The sequence below is a fragment of the Nitrospira defluvii genome, from assembly GCF_905220995.1.
GTDB lineage: Bacteria > Nitrospirota > Nitrospiria > Nitrospirales > Nitrospiraceae > Nitrospira_A > Nitrospira_A defluvii_C.
In genome coordinates this window covers 981,048-995,504 of sequence record NZ_CAJNBJ010000001.1, presented here as the reverse complement: position 1 = coordinate 995,504, position 14,457 = coordinate 981,048, and the positions used below count along the sequence as shown (strand labels likewise).

Annotated in this window: 14 protein-coding genes, 1 tRNA gene and 1 other RNA gene; 11 read left to right on the top strand and 5 right to left on the bottom strand. The window is 57.7% G+C overall.

Going from position 1 to position 14,457, the window contains the following annotated elements; genetic code table 11:
• Positions 1–100: 100 nt before the first annotated feature.
• From KJA79_RS04745 to KJA79_RS04735, 3 genes are all read right to left on the bottom strand, one after another.
• Positions 101–715 (bottom strand): hypothetical protein, encoded by a 615-nt coding sequence (locus tag KJA79_RS04745; RefSeq protein WP_213040838.1) that lies wholly within the window; start codon positions 713–715, stop codon positions 101–103.
• Positions 716–851: 136 nt separating this feature from the next.
• Positions 852–1,652 carry a mechanosensitive ion channel family protein gene (locus KJA79_RS04740; RefSeq protein WP_213040837.1) on the bottom strand — a complete coding sequence of 267 codons (801 nt, stop codon included), beginning with the start codon at positions 1,650–1,652 and terminating at the stop codon, positions 852–854.
• A gap of 18 nt (positions 1,653–1,670) precedes the next feature.
• Complete coding sequence (locus tag KJA79_RS04735) at positions 1,671–3,779, bottom strand: AsmA family protein (protein ID WP_213040836.1); 2,109 nt, start codon at positions 3,777–3,779, stop codon at positions 1,671–1,673.
• 223 nt (positions 3,780–4,002) lie between these two features.
• Here KJA79_RS04735 and KJA79_RS04730 point away from each other — a divergent pair.
• The 6 genes from KJA79_RS04730 to KJA79_RS04705 all read left to right on the top strand — a co-directional run bounded on the left by KJA79_RS04730 (position 4,003) and on the right by KJA79_RS04705 (position 7,818).
• Positions 4,003–4,092: transfer RNA gene (locus tag KJA79_RS04730), tRNA-Ser, on the top strand.
• Between the two features lie 108 nt (positions 4,093–4,200).
• An RNA gene (ffs, locus tag KJA79_RS04725) (signal recognition particle sRNA small type) lies at positions 4,201–4,300 on the top strand.
• A 90-nt stretch (positions 4,301–4,390) separates the two neighbouring features.
• Positions 4,391–6,253, top strand: a complete 1,863-nt coding sequence (dnaX, locus tag KJA79_RS04720) for a DNA polymerase III subunit gamma/tau (protein WP_213040835.1) — start codon at positions 4,391–4,393, stop codon at positions 6,251–6,253.
• Positions 6,250–6,573 (top strand): YbaB/EbfC family nucleoid-associated protein, encoded by a 324-nt coding sequence (locus KJA79_RS04715; protein ID WP_213040834.1) that lies wholly within the window; start codon positions 6,250–6,252, stop codon positions 6,571–6,573. The genes dnaX and KJA79_RS04715 overlap by 4 nt, the downstream gene beginning before the upstream one ends.
• A 76-nt stretch (positions 6,574–6,649) precedes the next feature.
• Positions 6,650–7,252, top strand: coding sequence for a recombination mediator RecR (recR, locus tag KJA79_RS04710; RefSeq protein ID WP_213040833.1), 603 nt, complete (start codon positions 6,650–6,652; stop codon positions 7,250–7,252).
• Positions 7,253–7,410: 158 nt separating this feature from the next.
• Positions 7,411–7,818: a TraR/DksA family transcriptional regulator gene (locus KJA79_RS04705; RefSeq protein WP_213040832.1), complete on the top strand. Its 408-nt coding sequence runs from the start codon at positions 7,411–7,413 to the stop codon at positions 7,816–7,818.
• A 66-nt stretch (positions 7,819–7,884) separates the two neighbouring features.
• Here the strand turns inward: KJA79_RS04705 and KJA79_RS04700 are convergent, their stop codons facing one another.
• Both KJA79_RS04700 and KJA79_RS04695 read right to left on the bottom strand, forming a co-directional pair.
• Complete coding sequence (locus tag KJA79_RS04700; RefSeq protein WP_213040831.1) at positions 7,885–9,030, bottom strand: tetratricopeptide repeat protein; 1,146 nt, start codon at positions 9,028–9,030, stop codon at positions 7,885–7,887.
• A 148-nt stretch (positions 9,031–9,178) separates the two neighbouring features.
• A complete protein-coding gene (locus tag KJA79_RS04695) occupies positions 9,179–9,508 on the bottom strand; it encodes a hypothetical protein (protein WP_213040830.1) in 330 nt (109 codons plus the stop codon).
• Between the two features lie 566 nt (positions 9,509–10,074).
• Between KJA79_RS04695 and KJA79_RS04690 the strand changes: the two genes are divergently transcribed.
• The 5 genes from KJA79_RS04690 (at position 10,075) to KJA79_RS04670 (ending at position 14,423) form a co-directional block, all read left to right on the top strand.
• On the top strand, positions 10,075–10,329 hold the full coding sequence (locus KJA79_RS04690) for a hypothetical protein (RefSeq protein ID WP_213040829.1): 255 nt from the start codon (positions 10,075–10,077) through the stop codon (positions 10,327–10,329).
• A 13-nt stretch (positions 10,330–10,342) separates the two neighbouring features.
• A complete protein-coding gene (locus KJA79_RS04685) occupies positions 10,343–10,732 on the top strand; it encodes a putative toxin-antitoxin system toxin component, PIN family (RefSeq protein WP_213040828.1) in 390 nt (129 codons plus the stop codon).
• 947 nt (positions 10,733–11,679) lie between these two features.
• A complete protein-coding gene (locus tag KJA79_RS04680; RefSeq protein ID WP_213040827.1) occupies positions 11,680–11,925 on the top strand; it encodes a DUF2188 domain-containing protein in 246 nt (81 codons plus the stop codon).
• Positions 11,926–12,215: 290 nt separating this feature from the next.
• The gene (locus KJA79_RS04675; protein ID WP_213040826.1) at positions 12,216–12,569 is read left to right on the top strand and encodes a Rap1a/Tai family immunity protein; all 354 of its coding nucleotides are present in this window, start codon (positions 12,216–12,218) and stop codon (positions 12,567–12,569) included.
• An 846-nt stretch (positions 12,570–13,415) separates the two neighbouring features.
• Positions 13,416–14,423, top strand: coding sequence for a replication initiation factor domain-containing protein (locus KJA79_RS04670; RefSeq protein ID WP_213040825.1), 1,008 nt, complete (start codon positions 13,416–13,418; stop codon positions 14,421–14,423).
• The last annotated feature ends 34 nt before the right edge of the window (positions 14,424–14,457 follow it).

Below are 14,457 nucleotides of genomic sequence, written 5' to 3'. Positions count from 1 at the left end.
GACGTGCAGGAGAAACTCTCGATCGAGGAACGTGTGTCGAGGAGCGGTGCTGCGTTCCGTTCTGAACACGAGTCGCAGCCGCTGAGCCACAGATGGGGGGTTATGTCTGTGAAGGAGGCTGATCATGTGAGAGCCTCTGCGAGAGTTCTTGGAACAACGTAGCCAAGGAGACACGGTCGGTCTTTTGGTGGGTCAATTGCCGAATCGCCTCATCCAGCGTGGCTGAGAGTGCGGTGTGTCGTTGCGTGAAGTCACCGGCGAGCGTGGTTGCCTGATGGTGCAGTTGATCCTGCAGCTCACGGTGGGCCTGTTCACTCTGCGTTCGCAGCTGGGAAGCTGTCTGCTGGAGCACGCCGGCCAGTGTCTGCAGTTCCGTGGTCAGGTGGCTCACGGCATCGGTGCGCTGTTGTTCCTCAGCCTTCAGCTGCCCCGTCACGGACTCGACTTCGTGTCGTATGTATTGGTCCAGCGCGGCAAATCGGTCTTTCAGGTCAGTGCGCAATTGGGCCGCCTCCGCGAGCAGCTGAGCCTCAAGTTTGGTAAACCGCCGTTCGTGATCCCGTACCTGCGCGCCGAAGAGGATGTCGCGGATCTTGTCGAGGTTGTTGCCGGCGGCATGTTCCTCGGTCAACGAGTCGTCCGCTTCTGCCGCGGCAAGCGCGTCGGGTGTGCGTTCTGAACGTCGCGTGCGGTCGAGGTCTGTGTGCCTGCTCATGGGTCGTCTCCCTGGTCGCTGTCGCCCCGCATCGAAAGAGCGCCAGGGTAGCATATTGCGATCAGAGGCAACAAGTAACGCCCGCTTCTATGCAGCGAAGGAATACGTACAAATGGCGGTGGGCATTCTACATGATCTAGGAAGGGTTGAGCAGACGCACTTCACGCTGCGGGAACGGGATCTCGACGCCATCAGCTTGTAATCGTTGAAGGATTGCTTGGTTGAGCTCAATATGGGCGGAGCCGACTGTCGCCACCTCAACCCAGGGCCGAATGGACAGGGTAATCGACGAGTCGGCGAAGGCCGCAATGCCGATGATGGGCGCAGGTGTCTGGAGCACCTTAGGATGGCGGGTGACGAGGTCGCGGAGCATTCGTAGCGTCGAGTCGATGTCGGTCCGGTACGAGACTCCGATGGACAGGTCCAATTGTCGGATGGTTCCGAAGTTATGCAGGATCTCTCCAACGACCTTTCGATTCGGAATGACGATGCGGGACTGATCCGGGTGCACAAGCGTGGTGGTGAAGATATCGATTTTTGCGACGTCGCCATGCACGCCTAAAAGCGAGACATGTTCGCCCACCCGGTACGGTTTCGTGAAGATGATCGAGAGTCCGGCCACGATGTTACTGAGCACCCCCTGCAGTGCCAGGCCGACGCCGAGTCCGGCGACACCGAGTCCGGCGACGAGCGGAGCGATTTGCAGGCCCAGTTGATCCAGCGCAATGAGCAGCCCGAGGATCACGACAAGCGCCTTCACGAGGCGGAGGAGCAGGAGGCGAAGGGGCGGCTCCAAGTCCTGCTCGTTCAACCAGCGCTCGAAGAGCCGGCCCACCGACTTGGCCACGAAGAGGGCGGCGCCGATAACGAGGATCGCGCCCATGATTCGAAAGCCGTATTGGACGATGTACTGTGTGGCCAAGTTTGCCAGCGACATGCTCCCTCCGCGTGAATCTCAGCGCCCGAAGAGCCCCTTCAGGAGATCTTTCCCCTGCTGTTTCAGGTCCTCCGGCTTGGCCGTGCCTTTCAAGAGGTCTCCGACCGCGCCTTTGACCTTTTCCTTCACCTGCTCCTTCACTTTCCCGGCGAACATTTTCGTGTCGAGACCATACGACGGGGCTTGGGTGCTGCCGGTGATCAGCAACGGCAAGGAGAGGCGTCCTCCGGTCATCGCCACCCGCGCAATGGGGGAGCCGGCTGCAATCTTCTGGCTCAAGGCTTGAGAGAGATTCAGATTCAGTTTCATGTCGAGCGATTGATCAAGCCCGATCGTGCCGCTTCCGGTGGCCTGAAAATCATGACTGTCCATGAGCAGGCGTTGCACGGCCACGAGTCCCTGTTTGATGGCGAAGTCGCTTTCGATAGTGGAGAATGCCGTGGCTTTGACGTTGTCCAATTGCACGCCGACCACCTTGAGCAGCATCGCGGCTTGCTGCAGAAGATTGATCCCTTCGATTCTGCCGTCCCGCACGGCGACATGGCCGGTGCCGGCGAGGGCCTTGACCAGGTCAGGATGGGTAAACCCGCGCCCGCTGAGCGTCAGATCGGCAGTGGCCGTGCCGCTCATGGACACCTGGTCCGTGCCCACCGCTTGCAACGCCGGTCCCAGCTGGAGCCCTTGAAGGGAAGCCGTGCCGCTGAACGGCGGGGCAGTCGTGGCAAGGCTCAGTGTGCCCTGTGCGCGCAGGAGGCCTCCGAAGAGCTGCAGGGCGAGCGTGGTCAACCGCACGTCCTGCCCTTTCATTTCGGCTGCAACTTGGAGATCTTTGATCTCTACCGGCTTTTTCAGGGGCAGCGTGAACGGCACGTCGCTGGTATTCACCAGTTTAGCGTTGGCCGTCACTTTCGCCAGGCCCCCCAGGACCGAACCTTTCACCTCCATCCGCGAGCTTCCCAGGGCGACGGTCAGGCCGAGGTTCGGGATCTCGGCGAGTTCGAGCGGTGCAGCTCCTTCCTTGGGCGGATACTTGGCCTTCACATTGACATGCAGGTCTTTCAGTTCAACCGGTTTTGTCAGGGGGAGCGCGATGGGGAGGTCCGAGCTGTTGATGCTGGCTGAGGCCGCCGTCACATTCGCCAGGCCTTTGCTTGCCGTGCCTTTGACGTTGATCGCCGATCCGCCCATGGTCACCGTCAGGCCCAGATCCGTCAGGTCGAGCTGACTGATGGGGCTGACGTCAGGCGGGATGGGGTATGGCGTGTGAAGCGTGAGGTGGACATCTTTGATTTGCACCGGCTTCGTGAGCGGCAAGGCAACGGGTATATCAGCCGTGTCGATCTGCAGGGCGTTGACCGTGGCATCCAGATTCCCGCCGACCGCTCGTCCTTTGAGCCCGATGGCGATCTTGCCGAGTCCCAGGTTGAAGGTGAACGATTTCACATCCAGGGTTTCAACGAGTGGCCCGAACGTGCCGTCGAGTTGCACCGGGAGGTTGTAGGGTTGAACGGTCGCGCCGACATGCACGGCAGGACTGTCGCCGAGATGGACCGACGTCAACAAGAATTCGAGTTGATTGACGGTGTATTCGACCGGTTTCGGCGAGGATTCGTCGCGATAGGTCAGTTTTCCGCCGTCGATGGAGACGCGATCCACCGCGAACAGGGCTAAGGCCTGAAGCGGGCTGCCGGCCGGTTGTGTCGGGACTTCGGGTTTTGAGGGCGTAGGTGGAGCCGCTGCTTTCGCGCCGAGTGTGGAGACATTGAGTTGGCCTTGCGCGTTTTTCAGCACCATGATCACCGGATCGCGCAAGGTGATGTCTTCCACCTCGACCTGGCCGCGGAGCAGCGGCAACAGCTTTACACCCACATCCAGTGATGAGAGGGACGCAAAGGGCCCGGTGCGGAACGCGGGATCATCCTGAACCACAAACCCGCCGACTCGCGCGCCGATGCGCGGCCAGATCGTCAGGCGAATATCCTGGAGTTGGACCTTGCGGTTCAGCGCCTCCTCGATCAGAGGGCGATACCGGTCCTGGTACCTGTTCAAGTCGATCAGGAACGGGAGTGCGATGATCAGGATCATAAGCAGCAGGATCACAATGCCGGTCCCGACCAGCACTTTCATCAGACACCTCCGGTGAAATTGTTCCGCAGTATAGGAACGCGCGCGAAATCGGTCAATGGTCGCACATGAGGCCGCGCGGCCCATTCCCGGTTGTCCCTCCGGGTTTCCCCCGGTGTCCCGCAGCCTATCAGGTGCGATTTCGATGGACCACCCGCCAGCGGGCTTACCTTGCCGCCCACACACCTGCGTGATAAGATGCGACCCCTTGAAGTCGTCCGATCGTGGAGAGGTGCGAGAGTGGACGAATCGACATGCTTGGAAAGCATGCGTCTCGGCAACGGGACCGTGGGTTCGAATCCCACCCTCTCCGCCATTTGAAGGTGTGACGCGGCAGGCGTGACAGGTGACTGGCCTGATGGCGGTGCGGCCTCGCACCGTCACGGTGTCCCAGGTTGACCCTGCCGGTTCACGAACTCCTCGGGGCCGGGCCCTGTGCAACAGAACCCTGTGAACCCCGCCAGGTCCGGAAGGAAGCAACGGTAAGCGGTCCGTTCTGTGTGCCGCAGGATCACCTGGCCCCACTTCCATTGATGACGTCTCTCGTGATGCGTCATTTGTGAAGCGTCCGCATAAGGGACGGGATTCCGATTCACGAGGAGCGATCCAGCCCCATGGATTATCAAGTCTCCGCACGAAAATACCGGCCCGGAACGTTCGATGATGTCATCGGACAATCGCACGTCGTCCAGACGCTGATGAACGCCATCGGGACTAAGCGGATTGCCCATGCGTTCCTGTTTTCCGGCACGCGGGGCGTGGGGAAGACGACGGTCGCTCGCATTCTGGCGAAGGCACTCAACTGCGAACAGGGGCCGACGGGGTCCCCCTGCAACACGTGTGTGAATTGTCAGGAAATCACGCAGGGTACGTCGGTGGATGTCGTCGAAATCGACGGGGCGTCGAACACCAGCGTGGACGATGTGCGGGAGATTCGCGAAAACGTCAAATTCACGCCGTTTCGCGGCCAGTACCGGGTGTACATCATCGACGAAGTCCACATGCTCTCCAATTCGGCGTTCAACGCGCTGTTGAAAACGTTGGAAGAGCCCCCGGCGCATGTGGTGTTTATCTTCGCCACCACGGAAATCCATAAGATTCCCGCGACGATTCTCTCACGCTGCCAACACTACAACTTTCGTCGCATCTCCAAGGCCGAGATCGTGCAGCGGCTGCGCCATGTCGCCGATCAAGACGGATTGGTGATCGAAGATCGTAGTCTGTTGGCCCTGGCACGGGCCAGCGAGGGTAGTATGCGTGATGGGCTCAGCCTGCTGGATCAGGTGATCGCGTTTGGTGGCAAGACGATTCGGCATCAGGATCTCGAAACCTTGCTTGGCGCGGTGCCGCAAGAGCGTGTGCGGGCCCTCGTTGAGGCCGTAATCGAACAGAATAGTGCCAAGGCGCTGCAGGTCATTGCGGGCTTGCTGGATCAGGGACACGATGTGCGCGCTTATTGTGCCGACCTGGTGGAGTACGTACGAAATATGTTGGTTGCGGCGGTGGTGCCGTCGGGACCGGAGTTGCGGGGGTTGGTTGAGGCCACCGATGACGATTTGGCGCAACTGGCTCGTGATGCAGAGCGATATACCGTTGAGCAGCTGCAAGAGTTATTTCGCGTCTGGACGTCAGCCGAAGATAGTTTGCGTGTGAGCGCCCATCCACGATTCGTGTTGGAGACGGCCGCCGTTCGTGCCACGCGGTTGTTACAGACCGCTGCGGGGTCGTCGCGATCGGTCGGAACGAATCCCCCACAGGAGAAGTCAGTGCCCGATCGTGGAGCGCAGGCTCGAGCATCGGCCCCGAGCGAGAGATCGGTGCCACCTACCTCGTCTCAGGCTGATGGACCGAAGGCAAGCGTTGAGCCTACGCCGAAGATTTCGTCAAGCGGGGCGATCCCAAAGCCCGCACCTGTGGCCCGTGCTCGTGAGACGAAGCCCGCACCTGGGCCGGCTCCAGTTGCCGCTCCGACCGTTTCGATGAGTGCGCCTGAGGCTCCTGAGCCTGTCCCGCAGGAATGTGCGGTGCCGTCTGCTTCGACGGCTGCCTCTGCCGCGGTGGAGGTGAATTGGGAGCAGTTTCAGGAGGCGGTCTCGGCTCATCATCCGAATATCGCGCCCTTCCTTGAAATGGGGCGGGTGGTGAAGATTGAGGGTGGGCTCGTGACGCTGGGCTTTGGGAAGCAGGCGACGGTGGCGCGGGCGATGTTGGAGAAGGAGGATAATCTCAAGGCCCTGGCGGCCCTGGGGGAGCGCCTCTATGGGAGTGCCCTGCGAGTGCGCGTGATCGAGGCGGAGCAGGAAGCAGGGGCGGCTCCCACCATGAAGCAACTGCGAGTGGCGAAAGAACAGGAGCAACGGTTGATCTTGACCCAACAGGCCAAGGCGCATCCCCTAGTGAAACAAGCGTTAGAGATGTTCGGCGGAGAGTTGGCGGAGGTCCGAACGACCCTTCCGGCGCAGGAGGTACAGGAATGAAGAGTCCATTTGGGAACATGTCCAATATTTTGAAACAGGCGCAGGCCATGCAGGAACAGATGGCCCGAGTGCAGGAACAGGCGGCGAGTAAAACGGTCTCCGGGACTGCAGGCGGTGGGATTGTAACCGTCACGGTGAACGGGGCCATGGATGTGCTCAGCGTGAAGATTGACCCAGAAGCGGTGAAGGCCGGCGATGTGGACATGCTGCAGGATCTCGTGGTTGCGGCGAGCAATGATGCCCTAAAGAAATCCCGCGACATGATGGCGGAAGAGATGAAATCCGTCACCGGCGGGATGAAGATCCCCGGTCTATTCTGATCGTGCCGGCATTGTTGGAGCAGCGGGAGCGCCTGTTCAGCCTCCTTCACGGCTGTTCTGGATGTGACGATGTGTCATGAGCGTTGATCAACAAGGGTTGTTGGCGAAATTGGTGCGAGAGCTCGTGCGTTTGCCTGGAATCGGGCAGAAGAGTGCGCAACGGCTGGCGTTCCATCTGCTCAAAGCGGAGCGAGAGGATGCCATGCGCCTCGCCGAGGCGATTCAGGCCGTGAAGGACGGGCTGTCGTTTTGCCGCCAATGTCGCAATATCGCCGAGGGCGAACTCTGTGAATTCTGCCGCGACCCGAAGCGAGATCGCAGCAAAATCCTCGTGGTGGAGGAACCGAGCACCTTATACGCGGTCGAGCGCGCAGGGGGATACCGCGGGCTGTATCATGTGCTGCTCGGGGTGTTGTCCCCACTGGACGGTGTCGGCCCGGCCGATATTCGTGCCGAGGAGTTGCTAGAGCGTGTGAAGGCAGGAGGGGTCGAGGAGGTGATCGTCGCCACAAACCCCACAATTGAGGGCGAGGCCACCGCAATCTATCTCACCCGGTTGCTGAAGCCGCACCAGGTTCGCGTGACCCGGATCGCCTATGGCATTCCCGTCGGGATGGACATCGAATATGCCGATGAAGTCACATTGGTGAAGTCGATTGAGGGCCGTCGGGACTTGTGACTTGCAGCCTGAGCGGGGAACGTCAATCGAATCGGGATGCGCAACAGGGCCTCCTGAGAGGCGTAAGGAACCGTTGACCCCTCTGATTTGCGGCTGCTATAGTCCAGCTTCGTTGTACGGTCTGGCGGTGGTACCGGCGTAACGATACCGAGTATTCGATGAAGACTTCGGCGAAAAAACCCTCCTCGCCTCGAAAGAAGCCTGCCAAGGCCAACGGAATCAAGTATCCTGACATCCTGCACGATCTAGAAGGCCAACGCGCGGCGATCCTGGCCGAAGCCGGAGTCGTGCTGACCAATCCCACTGGTTTGGAAGTGTTCCCTGACGTCAGCGATCAGGCATCTGCCGAAGCCGATCAACATTTCTCGTTCCGCATTCGCGAGCGGGAGCGAAAACTTCTCAAAAAGATCGATGAGGCGATCGGTCGGCTTGTCGCGCAGACGTACGGAATCTGCGAGGGGTGTCAGGGCGACATCCCCTATAAGCGCTTGAAGGCGCGTCCCGTCACCACCTTGTGCATCGAGTGCAAGACAAGTCAGGAAGAGGCCGAGAAGTCTCCCCGTTGAGCCCTCCTCCCGTTCCCCCGTTCTTCTTCATCCTTCGAGATGTGGCTTTGCCGCACGCGTCACTCACTATTGGTGTTTGAGGGCTTTGACGCGGTTTTGCGCGAGAGCACCCCGATCTGCCTCTTCAGGGATTCCTTCGGTGAGGGCCAAATAGGTTTCGTATTCCGTAATGGCGCGTTTGGGGTTGGTGTCTGCGACCGCTTCAGCCAGGTTAAATCGGGCAATCGCGTAGTTGGGACGCATGAGCACAGCTTTTTCGAATGACGCAAGGGCATTCTGCTTCTCGCCTAATTTGCTGTACACGTACCCCAGATTGTTGACGACTTCCGGTGAGTTGGGACGTTTCGCCAGTGAGGCGAGGAGCTCGCTTTTGGCCTTTTCCAGGTTGCCGGCTGCTTCCCACGAGACGCCGAGGCGATGGTGGAGTTCTGCTTGCCACACCGTGCTGGTGAACCCCGAGACATTGGCCTTCTGGTACGCATCGAGGGCGAGAGGCTGATTTTTTGTCCCGCAGTAGGCCAGTTGGGCGGTTTGTCCTCGTGCAAACTGCTGAAGCGATGCGAACGGTTCCTTATCTTCGGCTCCCTGAGTGTCCAGATGCTGCCCCCCGCCCTGCTGCGTCGTCTCTCGCAGGCGCTCGAGAAACTCCTTGCGATAAGGGGAGAACAACTTCACGTACGGATCGATGGTGAACGAGGCGGCTAGGAGGCGCGGAGTGGTGGGATCGTTCAGGACCAGGTACCGCGTGGTCGTCTTTTCATCCCCCGTGTCGTACAGGGTGCTGAAAGCCATATTTTGTCGATCGGCCAACTCTGCTACGGTTAGATAGAACTCGAGGCTTGGTTTGAGCCTGGACAGGGTATAACGGAGCGTCTTGTAGGGACCGAGATCGAGGCCCGAACGAAACAAGAACAACGTTCCGACCAAGGTTCCGTCCTCGTCGAAAAAGTAGGACTCCTCGCCTTTGGAAGGACTCCGCTCCGCTGGAATTCGGATTTCCTGGCCGCTGCCCCACGCCTGAGTCTGGGGAGCGATACCGGGATGTTTGTCAATGAAGGCCTGGCGAGAGTCGCAGAGTTTCGTAGATTTCAGGAGATCGAGGTCGCTTTCTGAGGGAGGAAGCGGTGCGCGTTGCGGTGGGGGAGTCTCGCATCCCGTCCACAGGGCGAAGGTCGTGAGTAAGACGGGCAGCAATAGGAGCCGACGGTGCATGGTCGGGTCGATGCCTCAGTTCAATGCGGGGCACGGGTGTGAGGCAGAGCATACCTGAATGGTGATGAAGATGCGACCGGCTGGAGACGGGCAGGGGCACGCTCCCCCGCCGCCGGAACCTGTCCCGGCTGGCGAGGGGCGAGCAGAATTACCGTCGTTGTGAGTCGATCATGGAATCTTCGGGGGTGTACCCGAAGATATATGGAGCATGTTTGGCGATGGCATACAGAGGGCGGTTTACCGTGTAATCCACCACGTGACCGACAGGATGCAGGACAAATCCCAGCCATCGATAGGGATTGTCGTTTGCCTGTGATGCGGCCATGGGATCGGAGTAAACCAGCGAGGTGCTATCCATCGCGCTGTAGATGCTGAGCGGCGCATTGTAGCTCTGGTCCTGCGTTGCCATCTGGTTGGTGGTTGAGCAACCGGTGGTGAGCAGTAATCCCAACATGATCGTGGCTAAGGTTCCCCGCATACAGTGCCTCTCTTTCTTCTGTCGGAACATGCGACACAACGCAATCTGTTCCTTGTGAAAAAAGTGTAGCGCAGGGTCGTGATTCTGTCCAGTTTGGGGAAGCCCCAGGCGGTCGTTGTGGAACACGAGGGAAATTTAGAGGTTACCAACGGAAGGCGGAATCAAATGAGGATGGTGGGCGATACAGGTATCGAACCTGTGGCCTCTTCCGTGTGAAGGCGAAAAGCTAGATTTTTACAATGTTCGCTGTTGCAATGGTTTCCCCACAAAAGCCTTACAAGTCAGGTGTTTAAGAGCTTTCTATTGCTTCGACTGTGTACAGGACATTTTGAGGTTTTGGATAGTTTCTGACACAAAAATGACCACAGTGAAATGACCTCGGACGACAAGATCGTTAACCAGCAGGCGACGCCGAAAGGAAGTGGTTCGGCAGGGACGATCACAATCGAGCCCTCAGAGAATGAAGCGACAAACGACAGTCGAGCGGCTCGCAAAATCGCCGACCGCTGACTACAGAGCCGCAGCACCATGGTATACTGCCTGCGGGTACACTGGTTGCGTTGCCGATGAAAGCCGTGAAGTACACCAAAGAAGGCGTGGTGATTCCCTCCTCCTGGATGAAGGGGTGGGGAAAAGCCGTGGTGGCACATCGGGACTCCGACGTGCTGATTTTGGAGTCTCCAGCCAGAGCAGCCAGTCGGAAGAAGCTGGCTCGCATGGTCGGCAAGGTGCGCCGTGCCGCACGCGAGCTAAGCATCACTCCTGAACAAATTGCCGCTGAGGTGGCAGCGGTTCGGCGCGAGCGTGCGCGTCGTTCTTGATACCAATATCTTCGTGTCCGGTCTGCTATCCGCCGCAGGGCCTCCTGCACGGATCATCCAAGCCGTCCTACAGCGTCGCCTCATCTCTGTCATGAGCCCTGAGACCTTCGCGGAACTGGAAGCCGTCTTGCGGCGCCCAAAACTCCAGCGAGCGTTTACTCGGGCGGGGGTGAATATCACGAGCTTTCTGACGACCATCCAAGCTGAAGTGCAGTTCGTCGATCCCCATCCCACTAACACCCCTCTGCGCGATGCGCATGATCGACCGTTCCTCGATCTCATGGCGACCACACCCCCGCCCAAATACTTCGTCACCGGGGATAAGGATTTCGAGGCCTCACACTACAGCGGAGTGCCGGTCATTTCAGCCGCCGAGTTTGCCCGCCTGCTCGCACAGCGATAACTAATCCCTGCCTTGCCCCACAGTACGAGGGAGTGGAACCGAATACACGGTGGGCGAGTGGACGGCCTGATATAACGCAGTCTCCTCCTACATCTGCGCGAAGATTTTTTTGTCGTCACCCTGAAATTTCTGGCCCTACCTCTAAATTGTCCTTTCATGCTCTCTATGCAGCTGTGGATAACTTGGTGAGAAATTCATAAACGCGGCTCCCAATCTGGCCGCAGCGATATCACCAGCTTATCCCCATTACTCACAGGTGTGCCACAACATTTTGTTTGACAAAAAAATGGGATCACTATATCTAGTAGGCAATGACGGAACGGAATCTGGAACGATTCTTGTCTGGAAATGCAAAGGCCTCGGCTCCCCTCTCGCAAAGTTGAACCGAGGCCTTTGTACTGTGTGGAAAGGGGGTGTCTCTATGAGAAGACGTTGACCTCCCTGTCACGGGCGTCCTTGCCTGGCACGATAGCCCAGGCACCCACTGGTGGGCAGGGTGCTTGTGTTTGGATGGCACACACCCTGTTCACCCGAAAGGGGCCTGATTTTAGGTGCCCCTTTCGTATATGTCAATATCACAAATATGAAAGGTCACCATGCAATTTCTCATTTCCTACGATCTCACCCAACCGGGTCAAGACTATAAAAACCTGATTGCAGGTCTTCAGAAGTCTGGAGCTCGGAGGGTTCTGCTCTCTGCTTGGGTAATCAACACACCCTGGTCCGCGACCGCAATTCGAGACTGGGTGATGAAACTCACCGACAGGAATGACCGTGTGCTTGTGACGGAGTTCAGTGATTGGGCCGCATCCAATGCTTTGAGCAAGATTGCTTGATCTAGCTCTGGATGGGCATTGAGGCTTGCCATTCCTTTGGGAGTGCGCAAGCCTCATGCTCCAATACTAAGTTACCTAAATGGACACACATATGAATGACTGGAGATATCCATGGCAAACTTAAAGAAATTCTCGCTCACGTTTGATCAGAAAAATGATGATTGGGCGCTAAAGAATCTTGATAGCGGTAGAACTTTACGCCGTTTCGATACCAAGGCGGATGCTACCAAAGGAGGTGTTTTGAAAAATGTAATCGGAGTCGAAGGCGGTTCAGTAAAAATTCATAAAGTGAATGGAAGATTTGACGAGGAGCGCACATTTCCAGGGAGCAAAGACCCACATTCGTCCAAGGGGTGAATGCGAATAAATTGAGGTGTTGTGGTTAGCATGCGCTAGTGGGATCGTCGTCAGGCGTCATCTAAACATAGGCGTCTGACGATGTCTCCTCTTCTATCTCCTTCAAAACGTGCGTGATGGATGGGAATTTATACTGGAGCATTAACTCGTCTAGGTGTCCCATGATAGAGTGTCGCGCCGCTGATTGAGGGGGCCAGGGACGCAAATGGCAACTGATACTAGATCTAATTCCGCAAGCATAGAAAGTAGGGTTCGTCATGCTTCAAAACGCTAGGTGTCTGAGATAAAGCATGGTCCGGATCAAGATATTGATAACCATTGCGATATTAAGTTCAAACATCCTCTCAGACGCTTCGGCTTACTTCTATGATGGCAATCAACTCATACCGATGATGCGTGAAGGAGAAAGAGCCGAGCGCTCTGAAAATGGGGCTGATTATTTGAAAGCGTCGAGATTTATGGGGTACGTCACGGGGGTTGCTGATGCCTTGGGCACGTCGGTATGTCTTCCTGATAATGTCACGATTGCTCAACTCGGGGCTGTGGTAACGAAGTATTTGAATGAACATCCAGATCAGTGGCATTTGACGGGCAGTCACCTTATTGAGAGTGCGCTTCGAACCATCTTTCCCTGCAAACAATGAAATCCTGCTAGATCCTACGTGAAAGAAGAGCGAAGTCCCCCGCGCAGCCAAGAAAGACTCCCTGAGTTTCCTCAACTTCCCCAATCAATCAACGTTTCCCGGACCAAGGAACACCCACCAAGTCTCCATTTCAGATAAACACAGTCCAATGGTAATTCGCTTGTCAGGCGATTGGAGATTAACTTCGGCGACGATCTGAATGATCCTTGCCCAGGTAGGGCGACCTTGGTTGCTCCTTGCCTATGAGGATCGCCTCATAACAAGAGGAGTCAAGGCATCCGCTCCTTCTCTCGACGTCCCAGTAAGTGTATCCTTAATCCCAGAGCCATGGGTCACACGGCTACCATCTCCGCTAGAATGCGTGGGGCGTCTGCCTCTGATCTCAGCCCAGAACACTAGAAATGCCTGCCAAACTTTTTTTCGCGCACCACTCAAAAACGAGCTGATTTGTGTTCGCTCCCTGTCCCGCCTCCGAACGATGCGCACAATTGCCGCTCCCAGCGCACGAAAGCGCACATAAGCATGCTCATGCCTACTTCCCTTCTGGCCTCCGTGATCCGATAATTTGTCCGCTATTTGTCCCCTCGTGACCCCTCCTGTCCCCTCGAGGGTTCTTTACTGCGTGGGGGCGTTTGCATAAGGTCGGAGCGTGCAACGGAACGGTCACAAGGATGCGATGACACCACCAATGGAGCCCTGTTCAGAGCAACACCGTCATCCGTCGCCGGGAGGCAAAGCCGGTCCGCGCCGCATGCCGATAGGCTGCGGGGCGGAGCGGAATGGCCCCCGTCTTGGTAACACGGGGGCGCTACCTACAGCGCTCTTTACAGGAGTTCGATAGGTTCCATGGATTCTGCATTCACCCTCACGATTGATTGGCTCGCCTTTACGGTCCTGGCCAGTAACCCCCAAGAGACCATGAAGGTCCTCGGCGGAGATTGGAGTCGAGCCAAAGGCGGGTTCCGAGGGTACCCCTTATCATGGATACGGGTAGACGGCCTGCGCGGAGTCGGCAAACTGGGCACCAATGCCCCTCGTCGTCCGAATGAAATCCATGTGGATCTGTCGGGCGGCCTGGCGTCCGCCCTGACACGGGATCAAATCCGAACTCTTTTGCAATGGGTGCATAAGCAGCAAGGACACGTCACGCGCATTGATTGCGCCCTGGATGATCGAGCGGGTACGGTCCCGGTCAGCACGATTCGAGAGGCCGTCGCTGCCGGTCAGTGTGTGACCCGTGCCGCGCAAGTCCGGCATATCGTCTCGAACCTGATGCATGGCACCGGGGCGACCACCGGCGAAACGATGTACTTCGGGAGTCCGCAGAGTCAGACACTCTTGCGCATTTATGACAAGCGCCTCGAACTCCAGAGCAAAGGACAAGAGCACTATCAGGACTACGGGACTCGGTGGGAACTGGAACTCAAGAAGGACCGGGCCGAACAGTGTGCCCGAGCATTGGCCACGTTAGACGAAGCCGATTGGAAGGAGTTGGTGGTCGGCTTACTTCGCTCGTATGTGGACTTCCGGCAGATCCCGAAGGATGCCGAGGATGAGGAACGGTACCGGGCTCCAGTCTTGGAGTGGTACGCCCTCCTGACGGAGGGATTTCAGAAGGGGCGATTGGCCCAGGAGAAGCAGGTGCAGACCCTGCAAAACGTAAAACGATGGGTGAGTGACACCCTGACGCCGATGTTGGCGGTGATTTGTGCCACCCCTGGAGGGGAAGAATGGCTACTGAACGAAATTGTCAGGGGCATTGCTCGGTGGAAAGACCGACACCGCAATTTGCTCAAGCAACCACCCACTCGGTTTCACCGGTCTGCCGGCGGTCACGCCGGCAGCCCATGTTAGGGGGACTGGGGGTGTCGAGAGACTCTCCCGGTGT